At 59.1% G+C, this 16,737-nt stretch carries 18 protein-coding genes; 2 read left to right on the forward strand and 16 right to left on the reverse strand.

What is annotated here, in order from left to right:
* Positions 1–612: a dephospho-CoA kinase gene (coaE, locus tag GTQ55_RS12890; RefSeq protein WP_161859107.1), complete on the forward strand. Its 612-nt coding sequence runs from the start codon at positions 1–3 to the stop codon at positions 610–612.
* A 14-nt stretch (positions 613–626) separates the two neighbouring features.
* Positions 627–848: a DNA gyrase inhibitor YacG gene (gene yacG / locus GTQ55_RS12895; protein WP_161859108.1), complete on the forward strand. Its 222-nt coding sequence runs from the start codon at positions 627–629 to the stop codon at positions 846–848.
* A 61-nt stretch (positions 849–909) separates the two neighbouring features.
* Here yacG and GTQ55_RS12900 read toward each other — a convergent pair whose 3' ends face one another.
* From GTQ55_RS12900 to fdx, 16 genes are all read right to left on the reverse strand, one after another.
* Positions 910–1,740, reverse strand: a complete 831-nt coding sequence (locus GTQ55_RS12900; RefSeq protein ID WP_161859109.1) for a hypothetical protein — start codon at positions 1,738–1,740, stop codon at positions 910–912.
* Between the two features lie 237 nt (positions 1,741–1,977).
* The gene (locus tag GTQ55_RS12905) at positions 1,978–3,252 is read right to left on the reverse strand and encodes a hypothetical protein (RefSeq protein ID WP_161859110.1); all 1,275 of its coding nucleotides are present in this window, start codon (positions 3,250–3,252) and stop codon (positions 1,978–1,980) included.
* A gap of 127 nt (positions 3,253–3,379) precedes the next feature.
* Positions 3,380–3,877, reverse strand: a complete 498-nt coding sequence (locus GTQ55_RS12910; RefSeq protein WP_161859111.1) for a protein disulfide oxidoreductase — start codon at positions 3,875–3,877, stop codon at positions 3,380–3,382.
* Positions 3,874–4,605: a tRNA (N6-threonylcarbamoyladenosine(37)-N6)-methyltransferase TrmO gene (tsaA, locus tag GTQ55_RS12915; protein WP_161859112.1), complete on the reverse strand. Its 732-nt coding sequence runs from the start codon at positions 4,603–4,605 to the stop codon at positions 3,874–3,876. The genes GTQ55_RS12910 and tsaA overlap by 4 nt, the downstream gene beginning before the upstream one ends.
* Positions 4,606–4,641: 36 nt before the next feature.
* Positions 4,642–6,099, reverse strand: coding sequence for an NAD-dependent succinate-semialdehyde dehydrogenase (locus GTQ55_RS12920; RefSeq protein WP_161859113.1), 1,458 nt, complete (start codon positions 6,097–6,099; stop codon positions 4,642–4,644).
* Positions 6,100–6,276: 177 nt separating this feature from the next.
* Positions 6,277–7,671, reverse strand: a complete 1,395-nt coding sequence (gene der, locus GTQ55_RS12925; RefSeq protein WP_161859114.1) for a ribosome biogenesis GTPase Der — start codon at positions 7,669–7,671, stop codon at positions 6,277–6,279.
* Between the two features lie 127 nt (positions 7,672–7,798).
* Entirely contained in the window at positions 7,799–8,959 is a 1,161-nt protein-coding gene (gene bamB, locus GTQ55_RS12930; protein ID WP_161859115.1) for an outer membrane protein assembly factor BamB, read from the reverse strand.
* Complete coding sequence (locus GTQ55_RS12935) at positions 8,956–9,702, reverse strand: YfgM family protein (RefSeq protein ID WP_161859116.1); 747 nt, start codon at positions 9,700–9,702, stop codon at positions 8,956–8,958. The genes bamB and GTQ55_RS12935 overlap by 4 nt, the downstream gene beginning before the upstream one ends.
* 83 nt (positions 9,703–9,785) lie before the next feature.
* Entirely contained in the window at positions 9,786–11,048 is a 1,263-nt protein-coding gene (gene hisS, locus GTQ55_RS12940) for a histidine--tRNA ligase (RefSeq protein WP_161859117.1), read from the reverse strand.
* Positions 11,049–11,099: 51 nt separating this feature from the next.
* Complete coding sequence (gene ispG, locus GTQ55_RS12945; RefSeq protein ID WP_161859118.1) at positions 11,100–12,221, reverse strand: flavodoxin-dependent (E)-4-hydroxy-3-methylbut-2-enyl-diphosphate synthase; 1,122 nt, start codon at positions 12,219–12,221, stop codon at positions 11,100–11,102.
* A 125-nt stretch (positions 12,222–12,346) separates the two neighbouring features.
* Entirely contained in the window at positions 12,347–13,435 is a 1,089-nt protein-coding gene (locus tag GTQ55_RS12950; RefSeq protein WP_161859119.1) for a RodZ domain-containing protein, read from the reverse strand.
* Positions 13,422–14,210, reverse strand: coding sequence for a type IV pilus biogenesis/stability protein PilW (gene pilW / locus GTQ55_RS12955; protein WP_161859120.1), 789 nt, complete (start codon positions 14,208–14,210; stop codon positions 13,422–13,424). The genes GTQ55_RS12950 and pilW overlap by 14 nt, the downstream gene beginning before the upstream one ends.
* An 85-nt stretch (positions 14,211–14,295) precedes the next feature.
* Positions 14,296–15,453 (reverse strand): dual-specificity RNA methyltransferase RlmN, encoded by a 1,158-nt coding sequence (rlmN, locus tag GTQ55_RS12960; RefSeq protein ID WP_161859121.1) that lies wholly within the window; start codon positions 15,451–15,453, stop codon positions 14,296–14,298.
* A 93-nt stretch (positions 15,454–15,546) separates the two neighbouring features.
* Positions 15,547–15,972: a nucleoside-diphosphate kinase gene (gene ndk / locus GTQ55_RS12965; protein ID WP_161859122.1), complete on the reverse strand. Its 426-nt coding sequence runs from the start codon at positions 15,970–15,972 to the stop codon at positions 15,547–15,549.
* A 177-nt stretch (positions 15,973–16,149) separates the two neighbouring features.
* Positions 16,150–16,344 (reverse strand): Fe-S cluster assembly protein IscX, encoded by a 195-nt coding sequence (gene iscX, locus GTQ55_RS12970; protein WP_161859123.1) that lies wholly within the window; start codon positions 16,342–16,344, stop codon positions 16,150–16,152.
* 38 nt (positions 16,345–16,382) lie between these two features.
* Positions 16,383–16,721: an ISC system 2Fe-2S type ferredoxin gene (fdx, locus tag GTQ55_RS12975; RefSeq protein ID WP_161859124.1), complete on the reverse strand. Its 339-nt coding sequence runs from the start codon at positions 16,719–16,721 to the stop codon at positions 16,383–16,385.
* Positions 16,722–16,737 lie beyond the last annotated feature (16 nt).

A 16,737-nucleotide genomic window follows, 5' to 3' on the forward strand; every position in this document is an offset into this window, starting at 1 on the left:
ATGTTCACAGTGGGCCTGACCGGCGGTATCGGCAGTGGCAAGTCCGCTGCGGCAGCGCGCTTCCGCCACCACGGGGTGAACGTGGTGGATGCGGACTGGGCGGCACGGGTGGTGGTTGAGCCCGGCCGGCCGGCCCTGGTGGAAATTGCGCGGCATTTTGGTGAGGCCGTGATCCTCGCCGACGGTAGCCTGGATCGCGCGGCGCTGCGTCAGCGGGTGTTCGACGATCCCGCGGAGCGTCGCTGGCTGGAGCAGCTGACACACCCCTTGATCCGTGAAGAGATCATATCGTCACTGGCAGTCAGCCAAACGACCCACTCTGCACCCTATGCCATCCTGGAATCCCCATTGCTGATAGAGACCAGTCAGTCTGAGCTGGTACAGCGGGTATGTGTGGTGGATATTCCGGAGGCACTTCAACTGCAACGCGCCAGCGCGCGTGATGCCAACTCGGTTGAGCAGATTCGCAAGATTATGGCGGCGCAGCTCCCGCGCGATGAGCGGTGTGCAAAGGCGGACGATATTCTGGATAATAGTGGCTCACTGGAATCCCTTAATGCGCAGGTGGATGCCTTGCACCGCAAGTACATTCAACTCGCTGCGCAAGCCTGAAAGTTGTAAATACCATGTCTGACCACCCTACCTCCGATACCCCGACCGTGGCCTGCCCGACCTGCAAAAAGCCGATGGCATGGAGCTCAAACAACCCATACCGGCCGTTCTGCTGTGAGCGCTGCAAGCTGATTGATCTGGGGGAGTGGGCCAGTGAGGGGCACAAGATTCCGGGGCAGCCGGTATTTGACGATGTTATGAGCGAGGACTTGGACCCCACCCAGACCCGGCACTGAGCCGTCCCTCCCTTTCCCTGAACCTTCGCCGGTGGGCGCTCGGCATTCCCCCCTATGCCTGTTAGCGGTGGTCGGCAATCACTGCCGGCTCAGGCCTGCCGCCGGGGTTTTCTTCGTCCTGCACAAAAGCCGGACCAATCGCCAGGCAGCCGGGCAGTGGGCGGGGCTGAATGCGCTGGTCGATAAATGCGGCCACGTCCTCTTTGGGCGCGCGGTGGTCTCCGCCTTGTTGGGGCTGACTCTTATCGGTGTACCCTTTGCCGCTCCACATATACAGGGTGTGCTTGGCCTCGGTTACCATCTGGTCCGTAATGTTTGGCAGTGGATAATCGATATTCGCGCTACCGCGGCTTTGCTGCGCTGTTTTGGCTTCGTTCGACAATTCGATGGATATGGTGTCCATTATGGACTCCAACAACTGGCGGTAATTACTCGTGGGGCTCCGCTCAGCCTGTCGATAGGGGTTGCCCGCATTGCGCAACCATTGAGTGACCATGAAGTGCCCCATGACACAATACTGGTGGTCGATTGGGGTCAACCAGAAAAAGTCCTGTGCACCAGTCCACAATGGTTGGGTTTCAAAATACAACCATTCAGTTCCATTCCTTTCTAACCACTGGCTGTTTATAGGTGATAGATAATTTGGCCACTGATATTGGGTCAGGTCAAATGGGTCCCTATTCTCAGCGTGCCCCTTGTGATAGCACCCAATATCTGTGGTTTCGTGCAGGCGACGTACCAGGTCGACCATAGCCGATCGGGCAAATAAGCTCTGGTTTACCGGAAGATCGCTCACCTTCAGCACGCTGAGGCGCAGCACCAGGTCTCCTACGGTCGCAGTATCGAGAATGGGCCTTCCGGAGAAATTCCAGCCACTTAGCCAGAGTGGCACATCCAAGACTCCGTTTTCGCAGCCATCCTTTTCAAAAGGCTTAAAGATACTCGCATCGCAAAGGTCGAAGGTATTCGGTTGCTCCTCCAAACCGCTGCGCCCTCGTAAGGGAAGCCGTAACATCGGCGCGGACAGTCGAATTTGGGTACCGGAAATATCCTTCTCCACGTGCTGCAGGTTGCGCCACGCTGGGCCTTTTGGATTTTTCTCATTGCCGAAAAACATGGCGGTACCCACTTAGCTGCGTTTACGAAAGCGATTCAGCCAAACACCGAACTGATGACCAGGGTTTTTATAGTAACTCTCTCTGGCGCCCGGTAGAGAAGCGATAAGGATACTAGCCCCCAAAATCGCCAGGCTTCCGGGAATGCCTGCAGTGGAGATCATCGCGGTTGCAGCGCCAGTGATAAAAAGTCCTTTGGTCCCGGTCTGCCACAAAAGGTCTCCACCTTTACCCAGTAACTCGTCTTTCTCAGTACGATGGCGCAGCTCATCAGCCAAACAAAGCAGTGGAGCGACGCCAAAATGCAAACCTCCAATTACCTGTGCCGGCCCCGGTGCAGTGTTGTGCCAGGTGTTGTCTTTGGTATCCATATTGATGGACTGGCGCACTCGATCAGCAACTACATGACTGGCGGATGCATCGCTGAGAAAAATTTTCTGGCGCTCCTCCAGGTTGACCTTTTTACGCTCCAGCTGCTGCATGGCTTCTGTTAAAACCCAGGCTCCGTGCTTGTGCGCTGTCCATTCCACATACAACTGCTTCTTGTGGGCTTCATACATGTGCTGAGCCAAGACCCGAGAGGCCTGCCGTTGCTCGTCTGTGCCATTAAGACCCAAGCTTTTTATCGGGACCCACTCACTGACCAAAGCACTTGACCCGGAAGGTACATAGAGAAGTTGAAACCCTGTATTTTCAAGGTTCGCTCTCTTCCCGTCTTCACCGCGAGCCATGTGTTCTCCCAGAGTCGCAGCCGCATGAAGAAGGTCACTGCTGTGACCATTTACCCCAACTTTTAACGGACTCGCTTTTTTCCCTGCCATTTTTGGCGTTGGCGCCAATTGCGGCATAGGATCCGCGCCGTCCTGCATCCACTGGTCGCCGGAACGATGTTTGACTCGCCACAGCGCAGGTCGCCGCTCCTCACGGGCATCTTTCGCTGCCAGCCGAATATCCACAATCTCCACATCCGTCTGGCAGTCCCCATAGTAACTGTTCAGCTCATACTCAATCTCAAATCCCCCGGCCACCAGTAAGCGGCGGGTGGGTTGATTGGGTTTGAGCATGCTGTTGACGGGGCTGGCAGGGCCGCGCAGGCTTTCTACCGCTTTGATGAGGGTTTGTGCGTGATAGCCTTCGCTACTTTGTCGGGAACTCAGCTGACGAAAGTTGTCCAGCAGCTGTTGGTGGCTGCCATTAGCAAAGATGGCACGCCCGGAGCTGCGGCTGCCCCAGGCCTGCAGGGCATTGGATGGCTGATTGGGAGAATGAACGGCTGGCGGCAGTCCCATGGCAAATTCCTTCTGCGAACGGGTTTTCCTCAGAGTTTATGTCGGTAAAACCGATAGCTGCAGAAGGTTATCAAAGGCCGGGAGATACCGGCAAAAATAGTTGGGGTACGGAAGTCCAAGGTAGAAGTTAGTCTGCCCACCACAAGCGCGCCTTCAACCCCCATTCCGACGTCATTCCCGACGTTACCGCGCTGACATTACCTTCCGTGTCCACGATGGCAATCGAGGGGGTTACCTGTAGTCCCCAGCCGGCGCTGAGTGCACCCGCTGGGTCGTTGATGGTGCGGAACTTCAGATTGTGTTTTTGCTGGTAAGTGGCCACTTCTTCCGGAGTGCCCGATTGCAGGGCAATCGAGATGACCTGGTGATCACCTGACAGGTTCGAGACTGCCGGCGAAACCACGCGGCAGTATCCGCACCAGGTAGCCCAGAAGTAAATCAGTACCGGACCTTTTTCCGTCATCTTCTGCAAGCTGACAGGCAGGCCGTTGATGTCCGGGGCGACAAGCTCCGGGGCCTGGCCTTTGGGCATATTGCGGCTGTGGTACCAGGACACGGCAGTGACAACGATTGCTGCGAGTACCGCAAACTTCGCCACTGACCACAGCGCGCCACCGATCTTCATTTCCCCGCTCCCTCTGTTCCCTTTATCGTCGGCCCTTCAGCCAATGGGGCCAGGCGCACTACCTGAATCTCGTCACCGGCATAGCGCCACTGCAAATTGAACCCGCACAGCTCCATACCGTAAATCCGCTGCGGATCCGGTTGCTGATAAGCGGGCTTGGGGTCCTGTGCAAGCACCTGCCTGATCAGGGCAGCAAGGTCTGTTCCCCAGTCATCGCGATAGCCCTGTGCGACCTGCACAATCTCATCCGGCAGATGCACGCTCGCCCCTTCCGGTGCAGACTCCGCCAGTTCACTGGTGGCACTGGCAATACTGTCGGCGTAGGGAATATAGGGTTTTATATCCAGGATGGGTGTGCCATCCAGGAGGTCGGCGCCAGCGACGATCAGTTCTACCTTCGGCTGGATGCGCACTTCGACCAGGCGCACCACGGAGAGACCGATGTTGTTGGGACGAAACGGCGAGCGGGTGGCGAATACGCCGAGCTTTTTATTACCGCCAAGGCGCGGCGGGCGCACCTTGGGTGACCACTGGCCGGCGACCTGATGAAACTGCCAGGTAAGCCAGAGGTGGCTGTGCTGCTCGAGACCGGCGACCGCATCCGGATCGTTGAACGGCGGCAGCAGCTCAAGGGACGCGCGGCTGGCATCCGCCAGCAGGGGCTGGCGCGGGATACCGAATTTTTCAGTGAAGCAGGAGTGCGTGGTGGCAATGGGGACTATGTTCAAACCCGTGTTTAACTGCGCGTTCAAATGCCACCCATACTAAATCCCGCCCATACACAGGTATTTGATTTCCAGGTAGTCGTCGATGCCGTATTTGGAACCTTCACGGCCGGAACCGGACTCCTTGATACCGCCGAAGGGAGCCATTTCGTTGGAAATGATACCTTCGTTGATGCCGACCATGCCGTATTCCAGCCCCTCGGCCACGCGCCAGATACGGCCGATATCGCGGGAATAGAAATAAGAGGCGAGACCAAACTCGGTGTCGTTGGCCATGCGGATGGCCTCTTCTTCCGTGGAGAATGTATACAGCGGTGCGACGGGCCCGAAGATCTCCTCCTTGAACAGCTGCATAGTGTCGTCCACGCCGGACAGTACCGTGGGGGTATAGAAGCACTCACCCATGTCGCTGGGGCCGCCGTCGTTGAGGTTTTTCGCCCCCTTGCTGACCGCGTCGTCCACCAGGGCCTTCACATCTTCAACCGCACCGGAGTTGATCATGGGGCCGACTTCCACACCCTCTTCCACACCATTGCCCATCTTCAGGGCGCTGACAGCCGCGGTGAATTTCTTGGCAAACTCTTCGTACACGCCTTCCTGCACAAAAATGCGGTTGGCGCAGACGCAGGTCTGGCCGGCGTTGCGGTATTTGCAGATGATTGCGCCTTTCACCGCTTCATCGAGATCCGCATCGTCGAACACGATAAACGGCGCGTTGCCGCCGAGTTCCATGGAGGTTTTCTTGATGGTGTCGGCGCACTGGGCCAGCAGCTGCTTGCCCACCGCGGTGGAGCCGGTAAAGGTGAATTTGCGCACCAGCGGGTTGCCGGTCATCTCGGCGCCGATTTCCCGCGAGCTTTTGCCCACAACGACATTGAACACGCCTTTGGGGACGCCGGCTTTCTCTGCCAGTACCGCCAGCGCCAGCGCGGACAGCGGAGTCTCCGAGGCGGGCTTGGCAATGAAGGTACAGCCAGCAGCGAGTGCGGGGGCGACCTTGCGCGCGATCATGGCACTGGGGAAGTTCCACGGGGTAATCGAGGCAGTGACACCCACGGGCTGCTTGACCACCACGATGCGCTTGTCTTTGCTGGGAGGGGCGATGACGTCGCCGTAGGCGCGCTTGGCTTCCTCGCTGAACCATTCCAGGTAGTTGGCGCCGTAGGTGATTTCGGTTTTGGCTTCCGTGAGCGGCTTACCCTGCTCCGCCGTGAGGATGGCCGCGAGGTCATCGACATTGTCGATGATGAGGTTGTACCAGTCGCGCAGGATTTTGGCGCGCTCTTTCACCGTAAGCTCGCGCCAGGCGGGCCAGGCGTCGTTCGCCGCCTCGATGGCCCGGCGGGTTTCATCCGCACCACAGGAGGCAATGGTAGCGACTACCTCGCCATTGGCCGGATTGACGACGTCGAGGGTGTTGCCGGAATCAGCGTCTGCCCACTGGCCGTTGATATAGGACTGTTTGCGCAGCAGGTCGGGGTTGTTCAGTTTCAGCATGGTCGTCGGTCCTTGTTGTTGCTGCTTGTGCCGTAGTGGCACAGTTACCTGTGCCCTGGCATCCAACTTTCGTTGTTCGCAATTCTAGCCTTCAGCAGATTTTTCTGCCCTTACCTAGAGGGTATTGCGGCGCCCCGTGGCGATTTCAACCGAGCTCAACCGAATTCAATCGCCTGTCTATTTTTTCTTCTTCACAAACTTCATCAGGCGGCGCTTCTTCGATTTCTGGCGGTCGCTGAGTTTATTTTTCTTGCCCGCGAAGGGGTTGTCACCGGTCCGGAATTCGATTTTCACCGGGGTTCCGTGGAGGTCCAGCGCCTTGCGGAAGGTTTTTTCCAGGTAACGCGTGTAGTGGTTCGGTACCAGTGCGGTCTGGTTGCCGTGAATCACGATGACCGGAGGATTCTGTCCACCGGCATGCGCATAGCGCAGCTTGATGCGATGGCCATTTACCAGCGGCGGCTGGTGCTCACTCACCGCCCACTGCAGGATGCGCGTCAGGTGGTTGGTGGACAGCTTGTCGGTGGCAGACTGATATGCGTCTTCAATGGACTTGTACAGGTTGCCAACGCCGGTACCGTGGAGCGCGGAGATAAAGTGGATATCCGCAAAATCCACAAAGCGCAGGCGGCGTTCCAGTTCGGTCTTGACGAAGTCGCGGTGGTCCGGGTCGAGTCCGTCCCATTTGTTCAGCGCCACTACCAGGGCGCGGCCCGCCTGGATGACGCTGCCCATCAGGTGCAGATCCTGATCCACCAGGCCTTCGCTGGCGTCGATCACCAGTACCACCACGTTGGCATCTTCCACCGCCTGCAGGGTTTTGACGATGGAGAATTTCTCCACCGATTCCTTGACGTTTTTGCGGCGGCGGATGCCCGCGGTGTCGATGATGGTGTACGGTTTTTCGTCGCGGGTATAGTTGATGTACACACTGTCGCGGGTGGTACCGGGCTGGTCGAAGACCACCACGCGGTCTTCGCCGAGCAACCGGTTCACCAGGGTGGATTTACCCACATTGGGGCGTCCGACGATGCCAATCTTGATACCGGTGGCTTCTTCCTCCGCGCCCTCTTCATCCGGCGCCGGTAACCCCTCGACCAGGCGCTCCATCAGGGAGCGCACGCCGCGGCCGTGGGTGGCCGTGGTAGGGAAAAGCTCGCCGATACCGAGTTCATAGAACGGCGCCAGGGCGATGTCCGGGTTTACCCCGTCCACCTTGTTCGCCACCAGGATAGTGGGTTTGGAGCGGGTGCGCAGGCGCTCGGCGATCATGTCATCCGCCGGGGTCAGGCCTGCGCGGCAATCCACCAGAAACAGCACAAAGTCCGCCTCTTCAATGGCCTGCATGGACTGCTGGGCCATGGCGGCATCGATGCCCTCTTCGTCGCCACTGATGCCGCCGGTATCCACCAGGATCATTTTGTGGCCGTCGAACTCCGCTTCACCGTATTTGCGGTCGCGGGTGAGGCCGGCATAGTTCGCCACCAGGGCGTCGCGGCTTTTGGTAAGCCGATTAAACAGGGTGGATTTACCCACATTGGGGCGCCCTACCAGGGCAATTACAGGCAACATATTCGGATCTACTCGGGGCAAAACAGTTTTGCCAGAAATACGAACGCCCGCAGGAGTGCGGGCGATTCAGGTTTGCCTGCAAAGCAGGCTCCTAGGGCGGGCCCGAAAGCCCGCCAAAATCAGACGTTTATCGCTCGAGGCGCAGCGCCACCAGCTCACCGTCGTCAGACAGAGCGAACAGCAGGTCGCCGTCGGCCAGCAGCGGAATACGCACCGGATCGCGGTCGATACGGGTGCGGCCCACAATGCGACCGGTGGATGGATCCAGCGCATGCAGGTATCCGTCCAGATCGCCGACCACCACCACATCACCGAAGTACGCCGGCCCGCTCAGCTGGCGGCGCAGCAGTTCGCTGTTGGTCCATTGAACTTGCCCATTACCCACATTGTAGGCGTGGACAGTACCATCGGCGCCGCTCAAGAATACCTGGCCCGCACCCACGGTCACACCGTGGTTGGTTGAGGCGTCACGAGCCCAGAGGCCGCGGCCATCATCCCGGGACAACGCAACCGCGCGCCCCTGGTAGCTGGCGGCAAATACCAGTTCACCGCGCACCAGTGGGGTGCCGTCAACATCAACCACCCGGTCCAGTTCCGCGGTCCCCTGGGGAATGGCCACGCGCTGTTCCCAGCGGGTGAGGCCATCGGCCGCATTCAGTGCGATCAGCTTGCCGTTATCCAGGCCGGCAAACACCATACCGGCAGAAATCACCGGGCTGGCGGTGCCGCGCAGGGTCAGTACCGGCAGTACGGTGTTGTGACGCCAGCGCTGCTCACCGGTAGTGGCGTCCAGGCCGAGCAGTTTACCGTCGACGGTCTGCACCACAACCATGCCGGAGCCTACCGCCGGGGTAGCAACCACTTCGCCGCTCAGCTGGGTGGTCCAGCGCTGGCTGCCGTCATTCAGGTTCAGGGCGACAATACGGCCTCGGTAGTCCGCTACCACAGCGATCCCCAGACCTACACCAACACCGCCACTGATGGACTGGTCGATATCCACTTTCCACTGGCGCTTGCCACTGGTGCGATCAAAAGCAAAAACATCACCATCGCTGTTCGCCGCGATGACCTTGCCGTCGATAATGCCCGGCTTGAGCATGGCGTAGCGCAGCGCGTCGATGTCGCCAATGCCCTGCGACCAGACTTCGCGCAGCTGGACGCTCTCGCTGATTTCCATCAGCTCCACGGGGTCTGTGTCTTCCTTTTCATCGTTGGAAGCACAGGCACTGATCACCGCGGCCAGGGCCACGGCTGCGATCCGGTTAAGCGCCTTGTGAGTAGCTATCATTGCGCGTTGCTCTCCTTGTCCGCTTCGCTTGCATCGTCAGCTTGTTCAGCCGGTGCTTCGTCCTGCGCATTTTCGTCGGTGGCCTGCGGCGCTTCGCCAAGGCCTTCAATTTTCAGGTCCAGCAGGCGCGAGCTGGCAGCCTGCTCAGGCAGCAACTGCGCGCGGGCTTCCTGGTAGGCGGCGCGGGCAGCGTCTTTGTCGCCCTGCTGCACCAGAATATCGCCACGGGTTTCTGCGTAGAGCGCGGCAAACGATGGCGGAACGTCACCTTTCAGCAGCTCAAGCGCTTCGTTAGTTTCACCGCGAGCGGCCTTGACCGCCGCCAGGCGACGTTTGGCCAGCAGCGTGAGCGCGTCGTCATCGCTGTTATCGACCACCCACTGCAATTCTTTGGCAGCCGTTTCCAGGTCGTTTTTCTCCGCGGCCAGTGCCGCGAGTTGCAGCGACGCCTGCGCAGCGTAAATACGTTTCGCGTAGTCGTCTTTCAGCTCACGGGCCAGCGACTGTGCGGTGGTCAGCTGCTTGTTGTCCGGCTTGCCTTCATTAGCGGATAGCGCTTCAACAAAACCCTGGTAGACGTTGGAGGCCGCTTCCGCTTCACCGCGCTCCTTGCCCTGCCACCACTGCCAGCCAAAGTAACCGGCCAGCGCCAGTACGACGCCGGTGACGATGCCGGTGCCGTTTTCTTTCCACCAGCGTTTGAGCGATTCAATCTGTTCTTCTTCGGTCAAATGGTCAGCCATTTCTTATTCGCCTTATTTTTAAATCCAATACTTAATTCGGTCTTGAAGGGCGATCTGTTGATCGCCAGTGGGCGCTTTGCGCCTCACGCCTGTAGAATTTTCGGCAACTCTGCCAGAGCCACGGTCTGCTGCTCGGTGTCTGCGCGCAGGGACTTGACTGTCACCTGCCCCGCCGCCGCTTCGTCTTCGCCGATAATCAACGCGAAATCCGCATTGCTCTTGTCGGCCTTCTTCATCTGGCTCTTGAAGCTGCCACCCCCACAGTGGGTCTGCAACCGCAACCAGGGCAGGTCGCTGCGCAGTTGCTCTGCCGCGGCCAGGGCTGCGGATTGTACATCACCTACGGCAACCAGATAGGCGTCTACCTGCTGATTCAGGGTGTCGGGCAGCGCCTCCAGGGTTTCCAGCAAGAGCACCAGGCGCTCCACGCCCAGCCCAAAGCCTACCGCCGGGGTGGACTTGCCTCCCATCTGCTCGACGAGGCCGTCGTAACGGCCACCGGCACACACCGTTCCCTGGGCACCGAGGCTGTCCGTCACCCATTCGAAAACGGTCTTGCCATAGTAGTCGAGCCCGCGCACCAGGCGCGGATTTACCTCATAGACCACGCCGGCCGCGTCCAGGAACGCGCGCAGCTGATCAAAGTGCGTACGGGATTCCTCATCGAGGAAGTCCAGTAGACAAGGCGCATCCGTCAGCAGTTCCTGAGTCTCGGGGTTTTTGCTGTCGAGGATACGCAGCGGGTTGCGTTCCAGGCGACGCTGGCTGTCTTCATCCAGCTGATCCTTGCGCGCCGACAGGTACTCCACCAGTGCGTCGCGGTAGGCGGCGCGGCTCTCACTGTTGCCGAGAGAATTCAGCTGCAGGGAAACGTGATCGGCGATGCCGAGCTGCTTCCAGATGCGTGCGGTCATCATCAGCATTTCGGCGTCGATATCCGGGCCTTCGATGCCGAACACCTCCACACCAAACTGGTGGAACTGGCGCAAGCGGCCCTTCTGCGGGCGCTCGTAGCGGAACATGGGGCCGAAGTACCACAGGCGCTGCGGCTGGATCAGCAGGTTGTTCTGAACCGCCGCACGCACGGTACCTGCGGTGCCCTCCGGGCGCAGGGTCACACTGTCACCGCTCTTATCATCGAAGGTGTACATTTCCTTTTCGACGATGTCGGTGGCCTCGCCCACTGCGCGCGCGAACAGCTGAGTGGCTTCCAGCAGCGGCGTGCGGATTTCACTGTAACCGTAACGGGCGAAGAGTTCGCTCAGGGTACTTTCAACGTATTGCCACACCGGGGATTGGGTGGGCAGCAGGTCGTTCATGCCGCGGATGGCGCGAAGTTGTTTCAAGAGTGGTCCTTACTTCCAATTTACGGTCATGCCGGCAGCGGCCGGCGAGACTTATTCTGCGGTTTCTTTCGCGATGATGCTGGCTTCTGAGCGGGCCTTGGCATCGGCCTTCTCGCGGATCAGCTTTTCCAGATCATCCACCAGATTGTCATTCTTGAACTTGCGGTCCGGTTGACCGTCCACATAAATGGCATGGCTGGGGGTTCCGCCCGCCAGGCCGATATCCGCCTCTTTGGCCTCACCCGGGCCATTGACGATGCAACCGATCACCGCCACATCCAGCGGCGTGGTGATGTCCTCAAGCCGGGTTTCCAGCTCGTTCATGGTTTTCACCACATCGAAGTTCTGGCGCGAACAGCTGGGGCAGGCGATAAAGTTGATGCCCTTGGTGCGCAGGCGCAGGCTCTTCAGCAGGTCCCAGCCCACTTTCACTTCTTCCACCGGGTCGGCGGCCAGAGAGACCCGCAGGGTATCGCCGATGCCATCCAGCAGCAGCGCGCCGAGGCCGATAGCAGATTTCACGGTGCCGGCACGCAGGCCACCGGCTTCGGTGATACCCAGGTGCAGCGGCTGCTCGATCTGGGTAGCGAGTTTGCGGTAAGCGGCGGTCGCCATAAAGATATCGGAGGCCTTAACACTGACCTTGAAGTCCTGGAAATTGAGGCTGTCCAGGATATCCACGTGGCGCAGGGCCGACTCCACCAGGGCGTCCGGGGTGGGCTCGCCGTATTTCTTTTGCAGGTCCTTTTCCAGGGAGCCGGCATTTACCCCGATCCGGATCGGGATGTTCAGGTCCCGCGCCTTGTCGACCACCGCGCGAATACGTTTCTCGCGACCAATATTGCCCGGATTGATCCGCAGGCAGTCCACCCCCAGGTCGGCAACCCGCAGGGCGATGCGGTAGTCGAAGTGGATGTCCGCCACCAGCGGTACATTGACCTGCTTCTTGATTTCACCGAAGGCCTCGGCGGCATCCATGGAGGGAACGGATACCCGCACGATATCGGCGCCGGCGCGCTCGAGCCGCTGGATCTGATCCACAGTAGCGGCGACGTCGCAAGTCTCGGTATTGGTCATACTCTGCACCGAAATGGGTGCACCACCACCGACCGGCACATTGCCCACCATGATCTGACGCGATACGCGGCGAACTATGGGTGACTCGAATTGCATAAACAGCACCTGCGTTGGCTTTTCAGCGGGGAAATGAGATGACCAAAATTGGGGGGGATTATAGATAGATTGGGCGCAAACCTACAGAGGCTGCGCCCATCGAAGAAGTCCAGCAACCGGAAGAATCAGCCGCCCACGACAAGCTTGCGGGTACGCCGGTTGCCCAGAGGGGCGCTTTCCACCTCCTCCCCCGCATAGCTGACGGTGGTGGCTGCAGCATTGCCCAGCATCAGGCTGAACGGCGCCTCGCCGCTGACCTCAACGGTGGAGCCCGCCGGTTGCAGTCTGGCGAGAATCTTGCTGCCTGTCGCATCGGTGACCTCCACCCAGGACTCCTCGCTGAAAGTGAGCGCGAGTGCGGCGCCAGAAGCGGATTCAGCGGGTGCCTGGGGCTCCACTATCGGCTCGGGCTCATTCCGCGGTTGGGACACCGCCGTCTGCGCCGGCACTTCCGGCTCTGCAGCTACCTGTGCGGGCTCCTGTGCGACCTGAACAGGCTCAACCACCGGCTGTGCCGGAGCCTCTGATACCGTTTCCACCGCTTCCGCCGCGGATTCCAGATCTGCGCTTTCAATCGCACTGCTCGCAAACTCGCCCAGTTCGGCATCGGTTTGCGGCTCGAAATCCTCGGCCACCTCGGACTCAGATACGTCCGCAGCGGATGCAGCAAACATTTGCCCGCTCAATTGATCCTCAACCGGCTCTGCAGCTGTTTCGGTGCCGGCAGGCAGCTGCTGCGGATCCGTGACCCGCTCCACCTGCGCCAGGTGCTGGCCGCCATTACCTTGGAACCACCAGTAGCCTCCAACCGCCGCAGCGACAACCAGCAGCAACAGCGGACGAAACGCCGCGCCACTACTGGAGCCAGTGCTTCCCCCCACGACCGAGCCCTTGGGCATCTGCGGTACGCGCGGGGTGGAATCTGCGGGAACCTGCTTGGCATAAGCCGCGAGCGCCGGAGCTTCGTCAGCCCCCAGCTCTTTGCAGATATTGCGGATATAACCGCGTACGTAGGTGGCACCGGGAAAACGGTCAAACTCGTCGCGCTCCAGCGCCTCGAGCTTGTCGGGGGTCATACACAGGCGACCAGCCAATTCAGCACTGGTAAGACCCGCCTTTTGACGAGCCTCTAGAAGAAGGGCTCCGACGGAAGCGGCCTGGTCTTGCACCGCGGTGGCTTCAGATTGTTCTGTGTTCTGGTTACTGCTGCTCATTTTCGGCCATCATCTGCTGGTATTTCAGCGTTTCTTCTGAATAGGGAAAGAGATTTTTCAGCGCCAGGGCATAACTCCTTTCCTTGTCCCGATTGCCAAAGACTTTTTCAATGCGAATCCCCAACCATAGGGACTGTGGAACCTGCCGGTTCTTCTCGCTGAAGCGATCCAGGTATTGCTTGGCCTGGGTGTACTCCTGCTTTTCAAACTTCAGCTCCGCCAACTCAAGCAATGCAATGGGCAGATCCGAGCTCAGCGCCAGCGCCTTTTTGAAGGCCTGCTCGGCACCATCCAGCTCGTGCAGTTTCAGCTCGGCGCGGCCGAGGTTGGCCAGGGCATAGGAGCGCCGGTTGTAAGCGAGGTCCTCGGAAGCCTCAAGGAACTGCTCTTTGGCGTCCAGGTAGCGCTCCTGCTGGTACAGAAATGCCCCGTAGTTCACACGTGCCATCGAGAAATCGCGGTCGTAGCGCAGGGCTTTCTTGAAATGGGATTCCGCCACCGCAAGCTCGCCATCGGCCTGGTACAGCAGCGCCAGGCCATGGTGGGCCTGGGGGTCTTTTTTGCCCAGGCTCAACGCTTGCTGGAAGTGGTGGCGGGCCATTTCACGGTTGTCGCCACCGCTCTGGAGGTAGCGCAGCCCAAGCTGAACGTGGGTTTCACGCGCCTTGTCGAGATCAACCTGCTTGCCACCGGGGCCAGTGGTTACGCAGCCCCCCAAAATCAGGGAAACGAGTAACCCGGCAATCGCGACCGGATTGGAAATTCTTGCTAACACGAGCCTCACCTTGTAGTTATCGGGTGCGTACAGCGATCCGCACGCCGCATCCATTCGGCGATGCCCAGGGAAGTCCTGGTATGAGTCAAGCCTGGTTGACGATCTTTACCGGGCGCTCGGCGTTGCGGTAACGCTCAGAACGGCGGGTGCGGTCGTTCACCTGGCCAGCCAGCTGACCACAGGCCGCAGCGATATCATCGCCCCGGGTGGTACGCACGGTTACGGTATAGCCTTTGTCCAACAAAATCTGTTGAAAACGTCGCAATGCGTTGTTGCTGACCCGTTGATAATCGGACAGCTCAAACGGGTTGAAGGGTATCAGATTTATCTTGACCGGCACATCGCGCAGCAACTCTGCCAGCTGCTCGGCATGCTCCGGGCGGTCGTTCACTTCCCGGATCATGGTGTACTCGATGGTCATCTTGCGATGATTGTCCGGCATATTCTCGATATAGCGCTTGGCGCTGTCGAGCAGCATGGCAATGGGGTACTTCTTGTTGATCGGCACCAGTTCATTGCGCAGCTCGTCATTGGGCGCGTGCAGGGAGATCGCCAGGCTCACGTCGGTTACCTGGGCCAGGCGGTCGAGGGCCGGAACCACACCGGAAGTGCTCAGGGTCACCCGACGCTTGGAGATGCCGTAGGCGTTGTCTTCCATCATCAGGTTCATGGCATCGACCACATTGTCGAAGTTGAGCAGGGGCTCACCCATACCCATCATCACCACATTGGTGACTTTGCGCGGGCCATTGGGCTGTAACTGCCCGAAGGACTTACACGCGATCCACACCTGGCCGATGATCTCGGCGGCGGTCAGGTCGCGGTTGAAGCCCTGCTTGCCGGTAGCGCAGAAACTGCAGTCCAGTGAACACCCCACCTGGGAGGACACGCACAGGGTGCCGCGGTCGCCATCGGGGATATAGACCGTCTCGATCACATTGCCGCCACTGACTTCGATCAGCCACTTGCGGGTACCGTCGGCCGAGTCCATTTGTTTCAGGACTTTCGGGGCGCTAATTTCGGCGATCTCAGACAGCTTGGCGCGCATGGCCTTGCTGACATTGGTCATCTGCTCGAAATCGTCCACGCCATTCTGGTGGATCCACTTCAATACCTGTACTGCGCGGAATCGCTTCTCGCCCAGACCGGCAAAGTAGTCCGTGAGCTTGTCGACAGACAGGCCCAGCAGATTCACTTTTTCGGTCCGCACGGTATCGGGTTGTGCAGTCTGTACATCGCTCATGGATTCACCTTGCACCCCGGGGGTGCGACTTAAATTCGGTGCCAAATCGGGAACATTGCCGCACCGGCAGGCACCGGTGCGGCAGTTGCGCAATCAGCGTGCGCAGATTTCTTCTGCAGAGAAGAAGTAGCTCACTTCGCGCTCAGCGGAAGCCGCAGAGTCAGAGCCGTGTACCGCGTTGGCATCGATGCTATCAGCAAAGTCTGCACGGATAGTGCCAGCGTCGGCTTCTTTCGGGTTGGTTGCGCCCATCAGGTCACGGTTGGCCAGGATGGCGTTCTCGCCTTCCAGAACCTGAACCACAACCGGACCGGAAGTCATGAATTCAACCAAGTCCTTGAAGAAAGGACGCTCTTTGTGCTCAGCGTAGAAGCCTTCCGCTTTTTCCTGAGACAGCTGAACCATTTTCATGGCGACAATGCGCAGACCGGCTTTCTCGAAGCGGCTCTCGATTTCACCGATTACATTCTTGGCGACGGCGTCCGGCTTGATGATGGACAGGGTGCGTTCCTGGGCCATGGTTTTCTCCATTGCTAGCGTTTTAAAAAACTGTGTTTCTTTCAGATACGAAAAGAGCAACCGGAGTTGCTCTTCCCTGAATTCTCTCAACAGGCAAACTGACGATTAATTAACCAATCCAGCTCGCGGAGCGCGGATTATACGCGTAGTCGAGTGAAGTTTGTACTGTGGATGTGCCTATTCGCTTTCTTCGATCCACGCGGCCTGGATGGCCTCCAGAATCTTCTCGCCACAGCGGTCGGGATCATCGTCAAAGCCCGGCAGGTCCACCACCCACTGGCGCAGATCGACGAAATTGACCCGCAGGGGGTCGACGTCCGGGTGAGCGTCGCAGAGCTCGATGGCAATATCGTGAATATCCGTCCACTTCATGGTTTTACACTCTTCTGGCGAAGGCTTCCCGCGGCCGGTCAGTGGCGCTCGGAAACCTGGTTGATGGTGTACTTGGGAATTTCGACGACAAGGTCTTCCTCGTCCACAACCGCCTGGCAGGACAGGCGGGACTCAGGCTCCAGCCCCCAGGCCTTGTCCAGCAGGTCTTCTTCCAGCTCGTCCGGCTCGCCGAGGGAGTCGAAACCCTCGCGCACGATGACGTGGCACGTGGTACAGGCGCAGGACTTTTCACAGGCGTGTTCGATCTCGACACCGTGCTTAAGCGCCGCATCACAGACGGTGATACCGGGCTCGACTTCGATGACCTTGCCCTCCGGGCACAATTCCTCGTGGGGCAGGAAAACAATCTTCGGCATATTCTCAACTCTCAGT

Origin of the sequence: Microbulbifer hydrolyticus (assembly GCF_009931115.1) — a bacterium.
GTDB lineage: Bacteria > Pseudomonadota > Gammaproteobacteria > Pseudomonadales > Cellvibrionaceae > Microbulbifer > Microbulbifer hydrolyticus.